The following is a 20,098-nucleotide window of genomic DNA, read 5'->3' as shown; positions in this document are numbered from 1 at the left end:
AGTTTTATGGTTTTTCCAGTTTTTATCCAAATTTGAGCTGTCCCGACATTACCTGTCAACGGACGTCAGTCGTGGGTGGAAAGAATCACCCTACTCTTCAAAGGTTATCGAATGGAGCATTTCCGCTTCATAATAGGCTTCCGCCGAAGTATCTTCTACATGCTTGGGTAGAGGTGCTTCCTTTAAGAAATAATCATAAACTATCCCATACTTTTCCTGGTCATCCCAGGTCACATCCACATCCAGCCACTTACCGTTAACGTAAACCCTGTTCCAGGCATGGGGCTCACCATCACCGGTACCGATCACAATTTTAGTGGGAATTCCCGCTGCCCGGGCAATAGCTGCAAACAAGCGGCTGTAATCCTGGCAAACACCGGTACCGGAAGTTAAGGCTTCCGAAGCAGTTTTCTGAGGCACCACCCCAAGCCGGTAGCTGGTCCAATCATAAGCCAATGCCCTGGCTACATAATCATGAATTGCCTTTACTTTCTCCAAATCACTGGTTAAGTCCTTGGTTAAATCGTAGGCAATTTGCCGAATTGTAGGATTATCGCTATCAACAAAGCCGGAAGGTAAAAGCGTCGACTTATCGGCAATACCGGTCACGTTTAATTTTATCACTTTTTCAATGTAAACACTGCTACCCCACGACTGCTTGTAAAATAGCAGGTAATAGCTGCCACTCCCGTACCGGAAATAAAGCTTCTCGCCACTTATATTGGAACTGTTAAACTCCTTTATTGCATATATTTTCCCGCTACCGGCTGGCTTATAGCCAAAGTCGGTACTAATCCCCGCTGGAATACCGCTAATTTGCAGGGTTCCAATTTCCTCTCCGGGTTTTAAATTAAGGGTATAGGTATTCACATCGGGATACTCGGAAAGCTTCCGGTAGTCAAAGCTTAAAACACTTCCCGGCTTTATCTCTTCTACCGGAGTATTCGAGCTATCCCGGCGAATAATTTTTAGGGATTTAACGGTGGTGTTACCAAAGATATCAACAGCTTTAACCGTTACGGTATTTTCACCGGGATTAAGATTAACCTTAGCAACCGTCTGGTAATACCAAACCGGTACCGCTAAAAGGTTTTTCCCGTTAACCTCTAACTTTGCTACCCGGGAAATATCCCAAGCAGTGATTTTTAAATCCGCCGTAGAATTAGTCACCACCGAAGGCGCTGTTACCATAAGCACCGGCGGAGTTTTATCCAGGTAAACAATATATACCCGACGTAAGGTATACTTGCCTTTATGGTCAACCACTTTAACGGTAAAAATATTACTTCCGGCTTTTAAATTCACCTTAACCGATTTAACTATACTTTTCGTACCCGGCAAAGCATAATGGTTTTTATTAACCGTCAGATACTTTAAAGGATTCTGTCCGGAAGCTTTTGCGGTAATGGTTGCCGATGGGGAATAAACCACCTTTGGCGCCACAACAGTCAGGGTCGGGGTGTCCGCCGCTAACGAAACAGTACTAAATACGGTAACCAGTAAAAAGGCAAGTAGTACCAGCACTCCTAATTTTCTTCTCACCACCAACCCTCCTTTCGAATTTTTTCTATTATCCTAAGTATATTATAATCTTTTTGACAATTTTCTGCAAAAAGACCCTCTCTCAAGGAAAAAAGCTGTAGAAAAAACTACAGCTTAAAACGCTTCTTTATCCACCCAAAGAGAGAAATTTTCTAAGTTTTTGAGAAAATTTGCCGGTTGATTTGCTTCCCCTGCTAAAAGCTTTTTCACCGCTTCCTTCTTACTTTTTCCTGTCGCTACCATAACTATTTTTTCAAACCTGGCAATTTCTTTTAAGCCTAAGGTAATCCCATACTCCGGTACGTCTCTTCCTTTAAAAAAGAAATCTGCTAAAAGCCTTGTTTCCTGCAAAAGCTCAGCTTTAATTATTCCTTCCCGCGGCACCGTCCCTGGTTCATTCATGCCTACATGGCCATTAACCCCCAGACCCAGAAGGCAAAACCCTCGCGGAATATTCCTAATTTTCTTTTCCACCGCTGGAATATCTTCGACAAAGCCGGTTAAAACAAGAATTCTCTCATCCGAAATTGCCAGGGGTTCATAAAAGTTTTTTCTTAAATAATACTGGCAACTTGCCTCATCATCCGGCTTAATACCACCAAATTCATCAAGATTAATGTAATAATTCTGATTGCGGTATTCTCTATCCGCAAGCAAAAGGCATAACTTTTCATAGAGAGGTAAAGGGGTACGACCGGTAGGAAGCACTATAAGTTTGTCCTTATTTTCCCTTAAATAGGAAACAAACTCCTGGCTCAATTTATTAAAAAGTTCTTCCCTGTCGGCAAACACTTTAACTTCCATAGGACACCTCAACCCTTCTACCAGTATCCTTAGCAAAAAAATGCACTGCCTTTTCCGGAAAAGCTAATTTAATTTCCTGTCCGGTATATCCCGACTCCGTTGTTACCACCGTAAGCCGCTGTTGCCCAAGCAACACATGGTGGTAGTGCTCTGAACCCAGGTATTCGCTAAAAGCAACAAAAGCCTTAAGTGGCAAATCTGGCCCAAGCTTTATCTGGTTCGGCCGTATTCCCAGAATATACTCTCCTGATAAAAGATTTAAATTTAACTGTACTTCAAAGCCTTCTCCTCTAAATATTTTGCGTTCATTATCCCAGACTCCCGGCAAAAGATTCATTGAAGGCGAGCCAATAAAAGTTGCCACAAACGTATCTACCGGTTTCTGGTAAATTTCTTCCGGTCGGTCAACCTGCCTTAATTCTCCTTCGTAGAAAACCGCGATTCTATCCCCCATGGTCATAGCTTCAACCTGGTCATGGGTAACGTAAATAACGGTAATCCCTAAATCCTGCTGAAGCTTCTTAATCTCCGCCCGCATCTGGACCCGTAGTTTGGCATCAAGATTGGACAGCGGTTCGTCCATTAAAAATAGCTTGGGTTCCCGGACAATAGCTCGCCCTAAAGCAACCCTTTGCCGCTGCCCTCCGGACAATTCTCTGGGTTTGCGGTCCAGCAAATCACTTAACCCCAGCATTGCCGCTGTTTTTTCTACCTTAGCACGGATTTCTCTTTCTGGAAGCTTTCTGATTCTAAGCCCAAAAGCAATATTTTCAAAAACATTTTTATGGGGATATAAAGCGTAGCTCTGAAAAACCATCGCTACATCCCGGTCTTTTGGTGGAAGGTCGGTAATTTCTCGCCCATCCAAATAAATTTTCCCGGAAGATACTTCTTCTAAGCCAGCAATCATCCGCAAAGTGGTAGTTTTGCCGCAGCCGGAAGGCCCAACCAGTACCAAAAACTCTCCTTTTGCCACTTCTAAATTTAAATTTTTTACTACTTCTTTATTTTTAAAGCTTTTTTTCACATTTTCCAGGCGCAAATACATCTTTTCCACCTAACCTTTCACACTACCACTTGTAAGTCCACTGATAATATATTTCTGAAAAATTAGCGCTAAAAGCACCGGCGGCAAAGCTGCCAGTACCCCACCCGTGGCAATCATGCCATAATCCACAGCATTTTTACCGCTAAATTCCGCAATCGCCACGGAAATTGTTTTGGCGTCCAGCGAAGAAGTAAAAATAAGAGCATACATAAACTCATCCCAGGCCATTAAAAAAGCAAAAATACCTGTAGCCACAAGCCCTGGTACTGCTAAAGGCAAGATTACTTTAATAAAAGCTTGCAAACGGGAAAGGCCATCCACCATTGCCGCTTCTTCTAATTCCACCGGCAGGGTGGCAAGAAATCCCCGCATTAGCCACACCACAAACGGGGTGATAAAAGATGAATAAACAATTATCAAGCTGTAAATTGTATCCAGAAGCCCAAGCTTACTCATAATTAAAAACATCGGGATGATAATCGCTATTGGCGGCAGCATATAGGTATAAATAAACAAATATAAAAGTTTATCTTTAAACTTTCCCTGCATCCGGGTAAAAGCATAAGCCGCCATTGTCCCGGCAACTAAAGAAATTACGGTCACCACCAGTGCAACTTTAAAGGAGTTAAACATAGCCCGGTAAAAAGTATAAGCAGTTTCATCGGCAGTATTTCCCGAAAACACCCGGACATAGCGGGAAAAGTCGATATGTTCCGGCCAGAACTTCAAAGGTTTAGAAAGCAAGTCGGCCTGGCTGGCTACACTGGAAATAAATAGCCAGGCAAAAGGTGCTAAAATAATCATTGTTACCAGCAAAAATCCGCCCCACTGCACTAATGCCGCAGCAATTTTCTCTGATTTTTTCCGTACCACCATAAGCTTCCTCCGTTAAAGCTCATTTTTAATTAACCGGCTGTAGATAATGGCCAGAGCTAAAATAATCAGTGAAATAAGGTAACTTAAAGCTGCCCCTTTACTTAAGTGTAAAAAGCTAAAAGCTTCCTGGTAAGCGTAATAGGTAATTACCTGCGTGCCGTTAGCAGGACCTCCCCGGGTCATGATGTAGATAATATCAAAAACCTTAAACGCTTCCATAGTTCGTAAAACAATTACTACCAGCAGGGTTGGTTTCAAGTAAGGAAGAATTACTTCCCGAAAAATCGTCCATTTGTTTGCTCCATCCACCTCACAGGCTTCGTACAAATCCCGGGGGATAGCCTGCAACGCTGCCAGAAGCAAAATCGCTACCAGCGGCGTCATTTTCCAAGCATCGGCTAAAATAACCATATTTAAGGCTAAAAAAGGCTTACCCAGCCACGACTGGTAGGTATTAATAATGCCTAACTTTACCAGAAGAGCATTTAAAGCTCCGTATTCGGGATTAAATATCCAGCGCCAGAGTGCCCCGTTAACTATTGTCGGTAACGCCCAGGGCAGAATTATCAGCACTCGCAAAATATTTCTTCCAGCAAAATCAGCATTTAAAAGAAGCGCCAGAAGAATTCCGGCAGTAATTTCAATTAACAGCGAAACCACTGTAAAATAAAGTGTTCGGCCCAGGGCACCCCAGAAATAATCCTGTTTTAATAGGTAGAAGTAATTTTTTACCCCTACAAAACCATTTTCCAGAGGATGGGTTAAATCGACGTTGTTAAAACTCAGCCATAAAGTATAAAGGAGGGGGTAGATTACTACCCCCAGAACCACCACCGCTACAGGAATAAGCAAAAACACCTGTAATTTTTTCTCCGTCCGGCTAAAATAACTCATCTCTTTCCCCCGCTATTTCTTTAATTGCTTTACCTTGGCCGCAACATCATTTAAAGCCTGTTCCGGAGTCTTTTTCCCTAAAAGAGCGTTTTGAATTTCAACCTGTAAAGCTTGCGAAAGCTCTGGATACCAGGAAACCTGAGGCCGGTTTACAATATACTGGTACTGTTTCTGAGCTATTTCCACCAATTTTTCCTGCCCCTTCTTTACTTCAGGATCGTTATAAAGGGACTTATAAATAGGTAAAGCTAATTTAGCATATTTCTTCTGATTATCTTTATTGGCCATAAAAAGTAAATATTTTAAAGCTTCTTCCTCATGCTTGGTATTTTTCAGAATCGCCAAACCCATACCACCATTTACGGAAGCACTTTTTGCTTTGTCCGATCCGGGCATTAAAGCTATTTCCACTTTACCGGCCACTTTGGATTCCTTGGGGTCATTGGCTAAATTATACATGTAAGTCCAGTTAATAGCAAAAGCTGCTTCACCCTGGGAGAAAATCCGGCGGACATCTTCTTCTAAAGATTCTCTGGAAGCAGGATTAGAAAGCCCTTCATCTAAAGACTTTTTCATGAATTTTAAAGCCTCTAAACCAGCACCCTGATTCAATACCGGATTACCATTTTTATCGATAATCTCTCCGCCAAAGGCACCAACCAGGGTAGTATAGTCACAAACCACAGCTTCTGCCTGCGCCCAGCTCCAGATAATGGGGTATTTTACCAGTCCTTTATTTTTAATAATCCTGGCATCGGCCAGAAGTTCATCCCACGTAGCCGGCGGGTTTTTAATCCCGGCCTTTTCTAAAATCTCTTTATTGTAGAAAAGATACTTGGTGTCGTTTAACCAGGGCATCCCGTAAAGTTTTCCGTTATACTCTACCGCACTTAAAACGCCGGGGAAAATATCATTCAATAAATTCTGATCAATTTTCCCGGTAATATCCTTAATAAACCCGGCCTGGGCCAGTTCCGGTGTCCAGATACAGTCTACTAAAGCCACATCAAAACCACCGGTGCCAGCTGCCGCACTGGTAACAATTTTATCATGCAGCGCTTCATACGGCACAAAGGTTAAATTTACTTTAATATTAGGATTTTCCTTCATAAAAGCTTCAGTCATCTGCCGGATATCATCTTCACTATAACCAGCTTGCTTCATATAAAGGGCATTTAAGGTCACCGGCCCTGCTTCTTTTTTGCCACAGCCGCTAAGACCCAGAGTTAAAAATAAAATCCCAATCACTAACAAACTTAATACTTTAAGCTTCCTTCTCATTGTTTTCCTCTCCTTTCAGTAAGGAAAATTTTTGAAAATCCTGCATTTCTTCCAGAAAAGCCGCACACGCGCCCAGAGCTTCAGCTTTTTCGTGAATTTTACTTAATTTAATTTCGAGGCCTTCCTGTAAAGCAATAAGGCTATTTTCCTTGAGTCCCTGCCAAAACCCCTCTTCTAAGAATTCCCAGGCCCTGGTCACCTCCCCTCCTAAAAAAATCTTCTCCGGATTAAAAATATTGACCAGATTGGCAATTCCCCGCCCCAATAACTCGCCCCACCATTTAAAAAAGCTTACGCACTTTTCCTCACCATTGGTAGCCTTTAAAAGCAATACATTAAAGTCTTTGGGCAGAGCAGAGTCAAACAAATCCACTAAACGTGGTAGAGCTTTTCCTGCGACTGCTGCTTCCAGACAGCCTGTCTGACCACAGGTACAGACCACGCTTCTGTCATCCGTTACCTTCATGTGGCCTATCTCTCCCGCACGCCCTTTAAACCCTTTATAGGGTTTGCCCATTAACATTATGCCAGCTCCAATGCCCTGGCCGATTTTAATATAAAGGAAATTGCGTAAATTCTGTCCTTCCCCAAACCACTTCTCGGCAATCGCCATAGCCCGGGCATCATGTTCAATTATTACCGGCAGCCCAAATCTTGCTGTAATTACCTCTTTCAAAGGAACTTCCCGCCAGAAAGGCAAATTGTGGGCCGATAAGGATACTCCTTTTTCATAATCAACCTGTCCCGGTAACGCAAAGCCAATTCCGGTAGGTTTAGGAACCTTTTTCAAGAGTTTTTCTATTACTTTTTCTATCTTTTTTAAAGCTGTTTCCCGGGTTTCCCCCTCCCAGAATATTCTTTCTTCCTGGATAATCTCACCAAGAAGGTTGGTAACTATCCCGGTAATTCCCTTATTACCAATTTTTACTCCAATGAAATAAGCTCCGGCGGGGTTTATCCTGAGTTTTTCTGGCTTCCGGCCACCAGTTGACTGGCCATAACCAGTCTGGATAATTAATCCGTGATTTAAGAGCCTTTCCACCACAAAAGATATTGTTGGCTTGGTAAGGCCAGTAACTTCGGCCAGCTCTACCCGGGAAATCTCCCCGGCCCGATAAATAGCCCAGAACACCCGGGTAGTATTCAGCTTTTTTATCATTTTACTGTTGCCTTTGATATCCCGATACAAAGTACTACCCCTTACTTAATTAATTTAACTAACTAAGTTATGGATGAAATATTTCGACAAATTTTTTTAATTTCCTGCTTTAATATTTGGACTTTTTTAAGTGAAAGTAAGGGATTGCTTGACAATAAGTGGTTGGCCAAAGCTTAATAAATTGACAATGATAAGAATTTACCTTACAATTAAGCTATTAATTTTATACAATATTCTTAAATCTTAAAAAGGAGGGTTTTCATGTTAAAATTACAGAAGCTCCGTTTTCTGGCGACAGTCCTGGTCCTGGCTCTAATCTTTAGTTTTGTAAATCCAGGATTAGCCGCTACCTTTGCCAGCACGCCGAAAACGGTAGATTTACTGGAGGTCACCGACTTCCACGGTTATTTAAAGTATGACACAACTTTAAACGGCCAGCCTTTAGAGCAGAAAATCGCTGCAGTCTTAGCTAAAAAGCTAAAAGACATTAAAGCCTCAAACCCCAACACCGTCATTCTCTCCGGCGGTGATATGTTTCAGGGAACCCCCATTTCCAATGTCCTCAGGGGTAAACCGGTAGTTGAGTTTATGAACAACGTCGGTTTTGACGCAATGACCCTGGGCAACCACGAATTTGACTGGGGGTTAGACGCGGTAATTGATTACAACACCAACACCATTAAAGGAGCAAAATTCCCGCTTTTAGCCGCTAATATCGTTTACAAAGCTGATAATACGCGGCCTCCCTTTTTCAAGCCTTATACCATCATTGACAAAAACGGCATTAAGATCGGGGTCATCGGTCTTGTCTCTACCGATTTTCCCAACGTCATCATGCCCGCTTACATAGCACCCTTTAAAATCTTAGATCCAGTTACCACCGCCAACGCCTTAATTCCCGAGGTCAAAGCCGCCGGTGCTAATATCGTAGTGATCTTAGCCCACATGGGGGCGTTTGACTCCACCCTTACCAAAACCGATATCCCCGATAATGAGCTTATTAACCTTGCCAAAAACATTAACGGCGCCGATGTAATCTTTGGTGGCCATACCCATACCATTATCGCCGGCAAAGTAAACGGCATCCCGGTAGCTGTAGCCCAGAACAACGGTAAAGGCTTTGCCCGGGTAACCCTTACATTAGATGAAAATAATAAAATAGTCGACAGCACCGTAAGTTTTGTAAGTATTGTCAACGATTACAACACCCAGACACCGGTAATAGACCCGGAGGTAGATGCTATTGTTGAAGCCGCCAAGGCAGAAGTTGGCCCCATGTTTTCCGAGGTAATCGGTAGAGCAGCTCTTGACCTGACCCGTACCCAGAGTGCCAGCCCCTACGGCGACTCGCTTTTGGGTAACTGGGCCGCCGACGTTACCCGGAAAAAAGTAGGCGCCCAGATTGGCTTTGCCAACAACGGCGGGCTTAGAACAGACTTAAAAGCAGGCAACATTACCGTGGGGGATATCTTTACTTTAATGCCCTTTGACAACACTATCTATAAGCTCCAAATGAAAGGTTCCACCATTAAAAAAGTTCTGGAACAAGCGGTCATGGACGGAGGCAAAGGCATTCAGGTAGCCGGACTTAAATTTGAATACCTGCCCACTCTTCCCAGCATGAGCCGGGTCACCAAGGTTACTCTGGAAGACGGCACACCCCTTGACGATAATGCTGTTTACACCGTCGCTACCAACAACTTTATGGCTACCGGCGGCGATAACTTCACCGCCTTTAAGGAAGCTGTTTCCGCCGAAGATACCTTTATCCTGGTCCGGGATGCTTTTATCGAGGACATCCGGAGTAAAGGTACCATTACCTCACAGATCGACAATCGGATTAAACCAGCAACCGATATTTATAAAATTTCCATTTTAGCTACCTCGGATTTGCACGGAAATATTTTCCCGCTGGATTACTACCAAAATATACCTTACGACCAGGGATTAGCTAAAGTTTATACTTATGTCAAACAAGTGCGGGCCCAGAATCCGGTAATTTTGGTGGACAACGGCGATACCATTCAGGGAACACCCTTAAACTACTATTTCAATATGATCGATACCGAATCGGAATATCCCATGATGAAAGCCATGGGCTATATGGGCTATGATGCCTGGACCCTGGGCAACCACGAGTTTAACTTCGGGTTAAACACCTTAAACCGCATTATTTTGGATGCTACCAATGAAGGAATCGCAGTCTTATCGGCCAATATCGTCTGGGCCAAAGATGGACGGACTTATGTCCGCCCCTATATCATTAAACAGGTTACCACCCCCTTTGGCACAGTAAAAGTCGGTATTCTTGGCCTTACCACCAAGACGATCCCCAGCTGGGAAAACCCGGCTAACTATAAAGGCCTGGAATTTAAGGACCCGGTTGAAACCGCCAAATACTGGATACCCAGGATGAAAGCCCAGGGGGTCGATTACATTATCGTCACCTTCCACTCCGGGGAAGAATCGGCTACCGATGTCATCCCGGAAAACCAGGTTAAAGCTCTGGCTACCAATGTCGATGGCATCAACGCCATTGTCGCCGGCCACACCCACCGGAATATCGGCATGAATATTTACACCAGCCCCTCGGGTAACAGGGTAATTGTTACCCAGCCCGACCGCTGGGGTCGCTATGTTTCCCATATTGACCTTATTTTTGTTAAAGATAGCAGCGGCAACTATAAATTTGCCGGGACCACGTCCAAAACTGTAAAGATGGATGCCAACTACCCTGCCGACCAGGGACTTTTAGCCGTAATGCAACCCTATCAGGATAAGGTATTAGCCTACACCGGCACCAAGATTGGTACTGCTGCCGGCGACTTCTTGGCTACCGGCATCACTACCCAGGATACAGCTTTAATGGACTTAGTCAATGAAGTCCAGCGGTATTATGCTAAAGCCGATCTTTCCATCGCTGCACCGCTAAGCACTACCGCCAAAATTTACAAAGGGGACATCACCATTCAAGATATTATGTCGCTCTATATCTATGAAAACTTCCTCTACGGCATCAAGATGACCGGCAAGCAGTTAAAAGACTGGCTGGAATGGTCGGCCCGTTATTATAAACAAGTAACAAGTCCTACCGATCCGGTAGTCAAAGACCCGGTCTACAATATCCCGGACTACAATTTAGATATGCTCCATGGAGCAACTTATACCATCGACCTTACCGCTCCGGTGGGACAAAGAATTAAAAATCTTAAAGTTAACGGCAAGCTCGTCAAAGATACCGATGTCTTTAAAGTCGCCATCAACAACTACCGTTTCAATGGCGGCGGTGGTTTCATGGCAGCTGCCGGTATCAGTAACACCGACCCCAGTATAGTTTACTTTGACTCAGCCAAGGAAATGGGCGATGAAGGACAAGTAAGAAGTCTAATCATTCGCTATATCCAGGAAAAAGGCACGATCGCTCCAAAAGTCGATAACAACTGGCGAATTTCTACCACACCGGTAGAACAGGAAAAAGATGTCGAAATTAAACCGACCCCTAACCCAGCACCGGCACCCCAGTACGCGGTGGTAATAAACTTAAGAGCATACGTTAAAGCCAATCCTTCTGCCTCTGCCCCTACCGTAGCGGTAGTTAGCGGCGGCAGCAAGTATCAAATTGTAATTAAAGATGGTTCCTGGTACAAAGTAAAAGTGGGCTCCATCTTTGGCTACATCAATGCTAAAGATGTCCTGGTAACCACCCAGCCCGAGAAAATCGTTGTTTATAAAAAAGTAAAAGTAACCTCCAAATCCGGTGCCTATATCCGGGACAAAGCTTCCAATGGAAAAATCTTAGGGGCCGTCCGTTATGGTACCACTTTGGAAGTTATCGGATTTTCCGGCAACCGCTATAAAGTAAAATACGGCAACAAAACCGGCTACATCTGGGAAAAACTTGTAAGTTAAGCGTTTTAAGCACAAACGCCTCTGGTCAGAGCAACGACTAGAGGCGTTTTTACTAATTTAACTTTTCCTAAAAATATGGTAGTATTATTACAAAGCCTAAAAGGAGCGTTGATAATATGTCCGAGGCCCTTCTTCAAGAAATTAAAACCCAGGTAAATCAAATTTCATCGATGTTAGCGGAGCTAATTCCTATGGTCGGCCGCAACAACGAAGCTTTAAAAGAACTAAGAAGCGATGTCAACGAACTGCGAAGTGAAGTAAATGAACTAAAAAATGAGGTCAACGAAATAAAAAAGAAAATCACTACCATGGAAAAAGATATTGCGGATATCAAGGCTACCGTTCAGGACCATACCGAAAAACTTGAATTTGCCATGTTTAAGCTAATCAATCACGAAGAACAGCTTTTTGCCCTGAAATGGGCAAAATATAAGTAAAAAGCAAACCCCTTGGTAAACACTCCAGACCAAGGGGGTTTTAACTAAAGACTTCTTAGGTTTCGCCAATTTCACGTAAAGTTTGTTCTTTAATTTCGGCAAGTTCTTTTTCTACTCCACTTTTTAAGACCGCAACTACTTCCGGGTCAAACTGGGTCTTACTATTTCTCCTTATTTCTTCTAAAGCAAAGGAAAAATCCCGCCCTTTCCGGTAAATCCGGTCGGATGTAATTGCCTCCAGGCTATCCGCCACCGAACAGATCCTGGCTAAAAAAGGAATCTCCTCCCCTTTTAAGCCATGAGGATATCCTTTGCCATCGTAGCGCTCATGGTGGTAACGGACAATTTCCCGCACCTCCATCGCCACATCCATCTCCTTCACTACCTGGTACCCGTACTCCGGGTGCAAGCGCATTACCAGCCATTCTTCCCCGGTTAAGCTACCGGGTTTTAATAATATCATATCGCGAATACCAACTTTACCTATATCGTGAAATATTCCCCCGGTTCGTAAATAATCAATACCCTCGCTATCTATCCCCAGTTTTTCTCCCAGGTAAACCGCATACCTGGTAACCAACTGGGAATGATAAGCGGTATAATGGTCTTTTTTCTCCAATAAACTAACCACCACTTTAAGCGACTTTTCCTGCGCACTTTTTAGCAAACAGTAAAATTCCGTTTCCTGATTTTTTTTATACGCCGCGATAATTTTTTTCGCTAAATTTTCCGCAAATTTAGCTGCACGGTAATAAAAATCCTCGGGAAATTTTAAGGAAGTCGGAAAAGTTATCACCAGAACCCCTATTTTATAGCTACTAAATATCACCGGATACAAAACCGCACTCTCTATACCGCATTTGTTCCAGATCTCCACAAACGGCCCCAGGATGCCTGGGTCTTTAAAGGGCAAGATTCTTATCTTCTCTTCCCGGTAACAGGTGGGGATAGGTAATCTTCCAGCAAAAGAATAGGGGGTTTTGCGCAGCGGCAGACGGGCAAACTCTTCAATTTTTTCCCCAACGCCCGCAATTACTTTAAAAACCCCCAGGCTGTTGGGAACTACTAAAGCTACAAACTGCGGCTCAAGCCAGCGGTAAATTTCTTTTAGGCTTTCCTGAATTACCTCCTGGGAATTGGTTAACAATTCGGCATTGATAATTTCTTTGGGTTCCTTTTCTGCCGGTTCATAAATTAACTCCTCAATCAACCGTTTTAAATAAAAAACCGCTGGCAAAATTTTATTTACTTTTTCCCGGGAATAATTAGAAAAAACAAATTCAATTATGGCTTCAGAAAAAAGGTCCAGTTCGTTTAAAAATATAAATATATTCGCATTCCTCTGGATATGTATACTAATAATCTCCTGTAAAGCTTTAAGATTATTTTGCTCTTTAATGCCTTTTAAAAAAATAACTAATTTTTTTAAAGTTTCCTCTAAATTAAGAGAAAATTCCCCGACAGTAGCTTTAAGTTTTTGTTCAAAGCCCAGCAACACCTGTTTTTCAAAATTTTCATCCTTTAAAAGCTCAGAAAAAACCGGTACCGCCAGTTGATAAAGAATTTCCTTTTCCATGATTTTCACCTAAACCGTCGTTTAAATGTTATTTCGACACTTTTTTATCTCTTCCTGCCAATAAGAACTATTTTCAAAAATAAAATTTTCCCCTCATTCTATAGCTTATATTTCCCTATTTCCTGATTAAGTTCCTCTACTACCCTGCCCAATTCCGTTATATTCGCTCCCACTTCTTCCACCATAGCGGTGGTTTCCTCAACGAATGAAGACGTTTCCACCGCTGTGTTCGCTAAATGGGTAGCCATATTTTGCATTTGCCCGGTTCTCTCACTGATTATTTCCGCTCCATGCCTTAATTCTTTGGCTTTTTCCGAAAATTCCCGGTAGTTTTCGGCGGTTTGTCTGACCACTTCCCCGGCCTTGCTGGCGTCTTTACCGACCTCCTGCAACTGCCGGTGTATGTTTAAAAGTTCCTCCTTTATCTCATTTGCCTTGTTTCTTGTACTGTCGGCCAGTTTCTTGACTTCCTGCGCCACCACCGCAAACCCCCTGCCGGCTTCTCCGGCTCTCGCCGCTTCAATGGCAGCGTTTAGCGATAGCAGGTTGGTTTGCTCGGCTATTTCGGTAATGAATTCGGCCACTTCCATTAAAGCGTTGCTGGTTTGAGCCGCTCTGTTTACCTTGGTTATGAGTTCTTCGATCCTCTTAACGGTTTCCTCGCTGGTTTGCCGCCCCTCTTCGGATTTTTTCTGAATATAGCCTGTTTCTTTAACCGCCTGATTGATTAATACCGCCAGATTCTCTGCGGTTTCTTTCAACTGTTCGGCAATGCTGGTTACGTTGTTAACCAGTTCCGCTTCCCGGATTACTCCGGTGTTGATTTGTTCCACCGCCCCCAGTATGCCTTCCATACTGCTATTAAGTTTCTGGGTTTCCTGCTGCATTAACGATAATATGCTTTTATTTCTGCCAATCATGGTGTTGTAAGCCTTAACTAAATCGTCCAGTTCATCCCTGCCGAACATAGCTTTCCTTTGAAATGCGTCAGCGGTTAAATCCCCTGAACTGATTACATCACAGTATTTGGTTAGCCGTTTAATAGGCTCAAACAAATCCTTGATAATTTGCCGGCTAAAAAAGATCAAAGCTCCCAGCATCGGAATAAACATGGCAACCATAAGCAGAAGTACGTTGTGGGTTGCTTTTTTGGCCGCACCTTGTAAAATTGCAAGGTTTCCGTGGGTACCAAACTGGTTAACGGCATTTACCAGTTCAAAAAAGATAACATACCCGAAAGCTATGCCCACGAAGATAATGGCAAAGATACTGCCAAAGGCAATAAAATATTTTGTCTTTAAAGACAGGTAGATATCACGGATGGTTGTAATCCGCGTCAACTTTTGTACCTCCTTTAAGTCTTAAAATATTCTATTAAATTAGCAAAATAAAGGAATATTTTCACAAAAAAATTGAAAAAAAATACTTTTCTACTTAAAATTTTTCGACAAGAATTAAACTTCTCCTGCAATACTTTTTAAAATTTTCGTTTTAATTAAAAAATTAGTAACGTAAGTTATGTTGGAAATGCTGGAGAAATTAACACGGCTGGTCATTCAAACGACTGATGGCTTAGAAGCACTGCGAACGGAAATAAAGGAATTTTCAAGAGAAATGAAGAATTGGCGCAAGGAAAAATAATTCAGCAATCACCTTGCCTAAAAAAATTAGAAAACCCCAGCCTTTTTAAGCTGGGGAATTTTACTGGTTATTAATCTCAATACCATTTTTCACTAAAATCGTTAAAACTGCTTACCGCCTCGTAAAAATACCAGTCAACGGTATACTTGCCATTATTGGGAGTTATATATTTTGCCGGTACCAAATTTTCGGTAGGCATTTGATCAAGGTCCTCATACACCCTGAACCAAACATAAAAAGCTGGGATCCCCAAATAATTAGAAAACTTTTCGGTTAATGTTCGGGCCAAAATGCTCCAATCATTATTAAAATCTGCATTTACCTGATGATTTAGATAAATTTTTAAAAATTGCTGGTAATTAACAACAACGTCAATTCCGTAATGAACAGCGCCAGTATTCTCATCTACCCAGGTGCCATTTTCATACGTAACCCTGCCAAAATTTGTTGAACCAATTATTAAAGGATTTAAATAATCGTAATTCCCTTCATTTAAAGTTTTGACCAGTTCATCAATCCCTGCCTGAAAAGTTTCATCACTAAAGACTTCCGCTAACGGAGCATTGACCACAAAAGCGGTATTCATATTCTGCAAAACCGTATTATAGGGAATAGCAAAATTCAGCCCTTCGCTTCCATTGAGCTTCATGTTGATTATGCCTATTACTTCGCCCTTCATATTGAAAAGTGGCCCGCCGCTATTGCCCGGGTTAACCGGAGCAGTGATTTGCAGGTAAGATTTGCCGTCTATTTCCCGATTATTGCTGCTAACTATGCCGCTTGCCATACTCCAGCTTAAACCCTGGGGATTACCAATGGTAAAAACTTGTTCCCCCACCTCGGGAAGTTTGGTGGTTAACGCCACCGGTTTTAAATTTCGGGCATTGATTTTAATTATGGCCCAGTCATTTTCCGGATCATATCTTTCTAAACTGACAACTTCGTATTTTGTTCCATTGGCTAAAGTAACAAAAGCTTGTTTTTCTCCTTTAATAACATGATAGCAGGTTAAAATCCGTCCGTCGGAAGAAATAATAAAGCCGCTACCCAGGCCTGAACCGGTAGTGATCAAAACAGTACTATCTTTTAATTCTTTAAAAAGCTGGGTTAAAGTTTTAGGCTTAACCTGAATCTTTATGGATTTGTAAGCTGCAGCTTTTTTGCTATCATAAACTTTTAGCTTAATTGTGAAATATGTATCACCGGTAACTTTAGGGGCTGTCCAGGTAACTTTTGCCGCCCTGGTACTGCTGAACCTGCCTTTATCAGAGCTGCTACCATTTACCGTCCATTCATAATAAATTTTATCCTTATTTTTATCATAGGCTTTGGCAGACAAGGTGATGCTTTCTCCCGAGGTCACTACCGTTTTGCTGGCGGAAATAGTTAGTATTTGGGGCGGATAATTTACTGTTTTAGCCAAAACTGGACGATAATTAAAAAGAACCAGACTTAATAAAAAAACAACGATAAATTTTCCTCGGAATTTCATTGTTACCCTCTCTTTCTTTAAGATGCATTTTTATCTTTATCATTCTCTAAAGTTAGAAAAATTCCTGCACCTTTTAAACAAAAAAGACCAGGGGCTTTTTTCAAATTTAAAGATAAGTTTTAACGGTAATGTTCCTGCCGGTGTTAGTCTTAAAATTTTTTTCGATTATCTTTTTCACATTTTCTTTATTTTTATCCAATCCCTCTTCCTCGATGTTTACCAGAAGGTCAGCTTCCCAGATGATCTGAAAATCAAGTCCATCATTTTTTTCTGCGGTATGATGGCCCCCTATGATATAGCAAACCCTTTCAATAATGCTTTTGTCTTCGTTATATTTAGCCATTATTTCCCTGGCAATTGGCGGCCCTTCTATTTCCTGGTATTTACCGGCAGAAGAATTGTATTTCTGTTCGGCAACAATAATACCTATATCGTGAAGAATAGCAGTTATAGTAATGATTTTCTTTAAATCACCTTTAATATTTTCCCCTTCCATTATTCTTTCCGCATAATTAAGTACTTTTAGGGCGTGGTTAATACGCCTTGTATCATCTCCAAAATAGTTCTTCATCGCTTCAATATACTTTTCCTTGTACATAATTTTTTCTTCCCACTTAATCTCGGTCATCCAAACAGTAAAAATTACGCCATTGGAGTTGGCATTTACATACCTGCCCTCCGACTCTATATTTTAATAATAACCTTATCCGCCGCTATTGTACAGACAAAACTGCTTTTCCTTTTTATCCGCTGCTAACTATTTGCGCTATTACCTAAACAATAATACTTTTTAACCCTTCAAAAGGCAAAAATTTAAAGGCTGTTGACCTTTTGCCAACAGCCTCCGTTTTAATCTCATTTTTTAATCTTTACCAATCGCAATACCTCCCAAGGCAAGTTTATACTCTAAGGTTGATTTAAGTTGCGAACGCTTTAAAAATTCCTCATTACTATAAATTAAAAGGTTAACCGGAACTTTAACATTTTGGCGCATCCACTTAATACGCAAACACAGGTTTTAAATCAACGATAAGATCGTCAAAAATGGATACTCTGATTACATCATCATCCGTAGATATTTCCGGTCTGTGTAATACTATTATATAGTTAATGTTAATTTTTTACAATATGTACCTTTCGCTTGGCCACAGTCGCACAAAAAACCCCAGCTTTGCCGCCGGGGCGCTTCCTTTCTTTTAATTTTACTTCCAGTTTTTACTAAAATCATTAAAACTGCTTTTGGTTCAGTAAAAACATCTCGGCAAATTTAACTCAAATTAACGCTTGTTTGTCCACAAAATTCCTGAAACTACCTTTCGATCACTTCCCCAAATCCAATAATCAATGCTGCTGGTTTCCCACGGGTAATACTCATTCCTACGCTTTAATTGGTCTAAAACAGTATTCCCTAACTCTGCCTTCCTCTTTTCAATAGAAACAAAGGCAATGGGGATATCTTTAACCATGGCGTACTCTTTTGCATTTTGCCAATTATGCTTATATTTGTCTGCACCATTTGTATAATTGAGCATAACTATCAGACCAAAACTAATCCCATTATAATCTTTTGTATTTTCCATGTAGGCTGCAATTGAATCTATCTTTTCGAAATATTTAGTTACTAATGTTTCAACCTCAACTACTATAAAAGGTTTATCACCTTTACATAATAGAATATCTGCATTTTTTTGCCCTTTTCTTCCCTTGCCGACTAAGGGAGAGGGGGCTCCATCCAACACAGAATGATCCGGGGACTTTTTAATCCATTCACTTGACAAAAAACCAATAATGGAACTATGAGAATTGCCATACATTTTAGTGATAATACCCCAATTAAACATCCTGATAAAACTTTCTATAAAAGCAGAAATCATGTTGTTATCTCCCCTTAGCTACCATTTTTCGTCTTGCGCAATGAAAAGAAAAAGGGTGATTGCCCCTATTTTTCGCAAACCTCTCACCTTCCTTTCTCTGCAGCATAATGAAAGCAGGCGGGATTTTCCGCCTGCTCAGCTTGTAGACAAACACCGCTTTTAAGCTGCAAGGCTTGGAAGCGGTGTTTTATTAAAGGTAAAGATTTTATGAATTTTAGATAAAAACGAAGAAAAAGCAGGCACTGCTGGTGGCAGTGTACCTTGTTTTTTCTTCCAGGTGGCTAACTTTTTTAAATTCATGCATGCGAAAAGAAGCGTGAGGTAATGCTTAACTTTCCTCAAGCCTCGCAAATGAGTATAACGCATTCCGTGCTTTTCTTTGGCATCTGCAAAAACCCTTTCGATGGTTTCTCCACGCTTTTTGTATAATTCTTTTCCCCAATAAGTATGCCTTATATCTTCCGCTATTTCCAAGTAATGTTCCCACACATGTCTGGTAACTACTTTTGTATAATTATTGCTTTGGGTACACTTTGAGCGTACAGGACATTCACGACATATTTTCGGGTCACTTTTATACTCTCGGTATCCTTCCCGGTTGGTAGTACTGTATTTTAAAACTTGGTTGTTGGGGCAAAGATAACAATCATAATATTCATCATAAACATAATCGCGTTTTTTAAAGTAGCCTTTTTTAGTCATTGGTCGTTTATAAGGCATAACAGGCAGTGCACCTGCTTTAATTATTTCTCTACATACAGCGGGACTTATGTACCCGGCATCAAGCACAACCGCTTCTATTCCAGGATGTCTTTTTTTAACCCTTTTAAACAAATCAGGAAATACTTGAGTATCGTGAACATTGCCAGGGGCTACTTCTAAATCAAGAACAAAAGCATTTTTAGTACAAGCTACAGATACAGAATAGGCAAAACAGCGTTCTTTTTCTCCTTTTACAAACAATCCACTTTCGGGATCTGTTGTGCTTACTATTATTTCTTGAGTATTTCTAGTATTTTCTTTTAATTCTTCTTTTTCCTGATTATTGTTAATATTAACATTACTATCTTGTTTGTTGTCGTTATTGCTTGTGCCAGTCTTGGTATTATCCTGACCAATACCCAGCCTTATGATGCTCCCAGTAAGGGAAAAATAGAACGGTTCTTTGGTACGGTTAAGACCCGATTTTTCCCTTTGCTGAAAGAAAAACCGGCATCTTCTTTAGAGGAGCTAAACCGCCGCTTCTGGCAGTGGTTAGAGGAAGATTACCACCGAAAAGTCCATGCCTCTCTGGGTATGACTCCTTTAGATGTTTATTTATCTCAGGTAAGTCAGGTACGGATGATTGATGACCCCGCTTCCCTCGACCCGCTATTTTTGAAAAGGGAAATGCGTAAGGTGAAACATGATGGCACTATTTCCGTTAATAATAAGCTGTATGAAGTACCACCCCGGTTTATTGGCCAGAAAATTGAAGTCCGTTTTGATGAAGATGTGGTTTATGTTTATGAAAATGGCGTAGCAGTAGATAAAGCTGTACCGGTTAATTTCGCTGATAATGCTAA

At 41.5% G+C, this 20,098-nt stretch carries 16 protein-coding genes and 1 pseudogene; 3 read left to right on the top strand and 14 right to left on the bottom strand.

What is annotated here, in order from left to right; translation table 11 throughout:
* Positions 1 to 90 precede the first annotated feature (90 nt).
* From CARFE_RS15450 to CARFE_RS0102275, 7 genes are all read right to left on the bottom strand, one after another.
* Positions 91 to 1,542 carry a transglutaminase domain-containing protein gene (locus CARFE_RS15450; protein WP_028051586.1) on the bottom strand — a complete coding sequence of 484 codons (1,452 nt, stop codon included), beginning with the start codon at positions 1,540 to 1,542 and terminating at the stop codon, positions 91 to 93.
* 114 nt (positions 1,543 to 1,656) lie between these two features.
* Positions 1,657 to 2,346, bottom strand: a complete 690-nt coding sequence (locus tag CARFE_RS0102300) for a 6-phosphogluconolactonase (RefSeq protein ID WP_028051585.1) — start codon at positions 2,344 to 2,346, stop codon at positions 1,657 to 1,659.
* On the bottom strand, positions 2,336 to 3,394 hold the full coding sequence (locus CARFE_RS0102295; RefSeq protein WP_034541460.1) for an ABC transporter ATP-binding protein: 1,059 nt from the start codon (positions 3,392 to 3,394) through the stop codon (positions 2,336 to 2,338). The genes CARFE_RS0102300 and CARFE_RS0102295 overlap by 11 nt, the downstream gene beginning before the upstream one ends.
* A 9-nt stretch (positions 3,395 to 3,403) precedes the next feature.
* Positions 3,404 to 4,270, bottom strand: coding sequence for a carbohydrate ABC transporter permease (locus CARFE_RS0102290; RefSeq protein WP_051250112.1), 867 nt, complete (start codon positions 4,268 to 4,270; stop codon positions 3,404 to 3,406).
* A 12-nt stretch (positions 4,271 to 4,282) separates the two neighbouring features.
* Complete coding sequence (locus CARFE_RS0102285; protein ID WP_028051582.1) at positions 4,283 to 5,164, bottom strand: carbohydrate ABC transporter permease; 882 nt, start codon at positions 5,162 to 5,164, stop codon at positions 4,283 to 4,285.
* A gap of 12 nt (positions 5,165 to 5,176) precedes the next feature.
* Positions 5,177 to 6,445, bottom strand: a complete 1,269-nt coding sequence (locus tag CARFE_RS0102280; protein WP_028051581.1) for an ABC transporter substrate-binding protein — start codon at positions 6,443 to 6,445, stop codon at positions 5,177 to 5,179.
* Entirely contained in the window at positions 6,429 to 7,634 is a 1,206-nt protein-coding gene (locus CARFE_RS0102275; RefSeq protein WP_028051580.1) for an ROK family transcriptional regulator, read from the bottom strand. The genes CARFE_RS0102280 and CARFE_RS0102275 overlap by 17 nt, the downstream gene beginning before the upstream one ends.
* A 231-nt stretch (positions 7,635 to 7,865) precedes the next feature.
* On the opposite strand from CARFE_RS0102275, the gene CARFE_RS0102270 reads away from it, so the two are divergent.
* Together CARFE_RS0102270 and CARFE_RS0102265 are read left to right on the top strand one after the other, a co-directional pair.
* The gene (locus CARFE_RS0102270; RefSeq protein ID WP_028051579.1) at positions 7,866 to 11,513 is read left to right on the top strand and encodes a 5'-nucleotidase C-terminal domain-containing protein; all 3,648 of its coding nucleotides are present in this window, start codon (positions 7,866 to 7,868) and stop codon (positions 11,511 to 11,513) included.
* Between the two features lie 116 nt (positions 11,514 to 11,629).
* Positions 11,630 to 11,950 carry a coiled-coil domain-containing protein gene (locus CARFE_RS0102265; RefSeq protein ID WP_028051578.1) on the top strand — a complete coding sequence of 107 codons (321 nt, stop codon included), beginning with the start codon at positions 11,630 to 11,632 and terminating at the stop codon, positions 11,948 to 11,950.
* A 55-nt stretch (positions 11,951 to 12,005) separates the two neighbouring features.
* Here the strand turns inward: CARFE_RS0102265 and CARFE_RS15445 are convergent, their stop codons facing one another.
* From CARFE_RS15445 to CARFE_RS13960, 7 genes are all read right to left on the bottom strand, one after another.
* The gene (locus CARFE_RS15445; protein WP_051250111.1) at positions 12,006 to 13,526 is read right to left on the bottom strand and encodes an HD-GYP domain-containing protein; all 1,521 of its coding nucleotides are present in this window, start codon (positions 13,524 to 13,526) and stop codon (positions 12,006 to 12,008) included.
* A 98-nt stretch (positions 13,527 to 13,624) separates the two neighbouring features.
* Entirely contained in the window at positions 13,625 to 14,866 is a 1,242-nt protein-coding gene (locus CARFE_RS0102255) for a methyl-accepting chemotaxis protein (RefSeq protein ID WP_028051577.1), read from the bottom strand.
* Between the two features lie 377 nt (positions 14,867 to 15,243).
* A complete protein-coding gene (locus CARFE_RS15440; protein ID WP_051250110.1) occupies positions 15,244 to 16,659 on the bottom strand; it encodes a S1C family serine protease in 1,416 nt (471 codons plus the stop codon).
* A 106-nt stretch (positions 16,660 to 16,765) separates the two neighbouring features.
* Positions 16,766 to 17,257, bottom strand: coding sequence for an HD domain-containing protein (locus CARFE_RS0102245; protein ID WP_028051576.1), 492 nt, complete (start codon positions 17,255 to 17,257; stop codon positions 16,766 to 16,768).
* A 264-nt stretch (positions 17,258 to 17,521) separates the two neighbouring features.
* Positions 17,522 to 17,653 carry a hypothetical protein gene (locus CARFE_RS16660; protein WP_281170174.1) on the bottom strand — a complete coding sequence of 44 codons (132 nt, stop codon included), beginning with the start codon at positions 17,651 to 17,653 and terminating at the stop codon, positions 17,522 to 17,524.
* A gap of 283 nt (positions 17,654 to 17,936) precedes the next feature.
* A complete protein-coding gene (locus CARFE_RS0102235) occupies positions 17,937 to 18,533 on the bottom strand; it encodes a hypothetical protein (protein ID WP_028051575.1) in 597 nt (198 codons plus the stop codon).
* A gap of 159 nt (positions 18,534 to 18,692) precedes the next feature.
* On the bottom strand, positions 18,693 to 19,652 hold the full coding sequence (locus CARFE_RS13960) for an IS1182 family transposase (protein ID WP_281170175.1): 960 nt from the start codon (positions 19,650 to 19,652) through the stop codon (positions 18,693 to 18,695).
* Between CARFE_RS13960 and CARFE_RS13955 the strand changes: the two are divergent.
* A pseudogene (locus CARFE_RS13955) lies at positions 19,617 to 20,098 on the top strand (Mu transposase C-terminal domain-containing protein); the annotation flags it as partial. The gene CARFE_RS13960 and the pseudogene CARFE_RS13955 sit on opposite strands and share 36 nt — an antisense overlap.

The sequence above is a fragment of the Carboxydothermus ferrireducens DSM 11255 genome (genome assembly GCF_000427565.1).
In the GTDB taxonomy this organism is placed as follows: Bacteria; Bacillota; Z-2901; order Carboxydothermales; family Carboxydothermaceae; genus Carboxydothermus; species Carboxydothermus hydrogenoformans.
The sequence above is the reverse complement of the archived record's forward strand: the minus strand, read 5'-3'. Positions and strand labels throughout refer to the sequence as shown.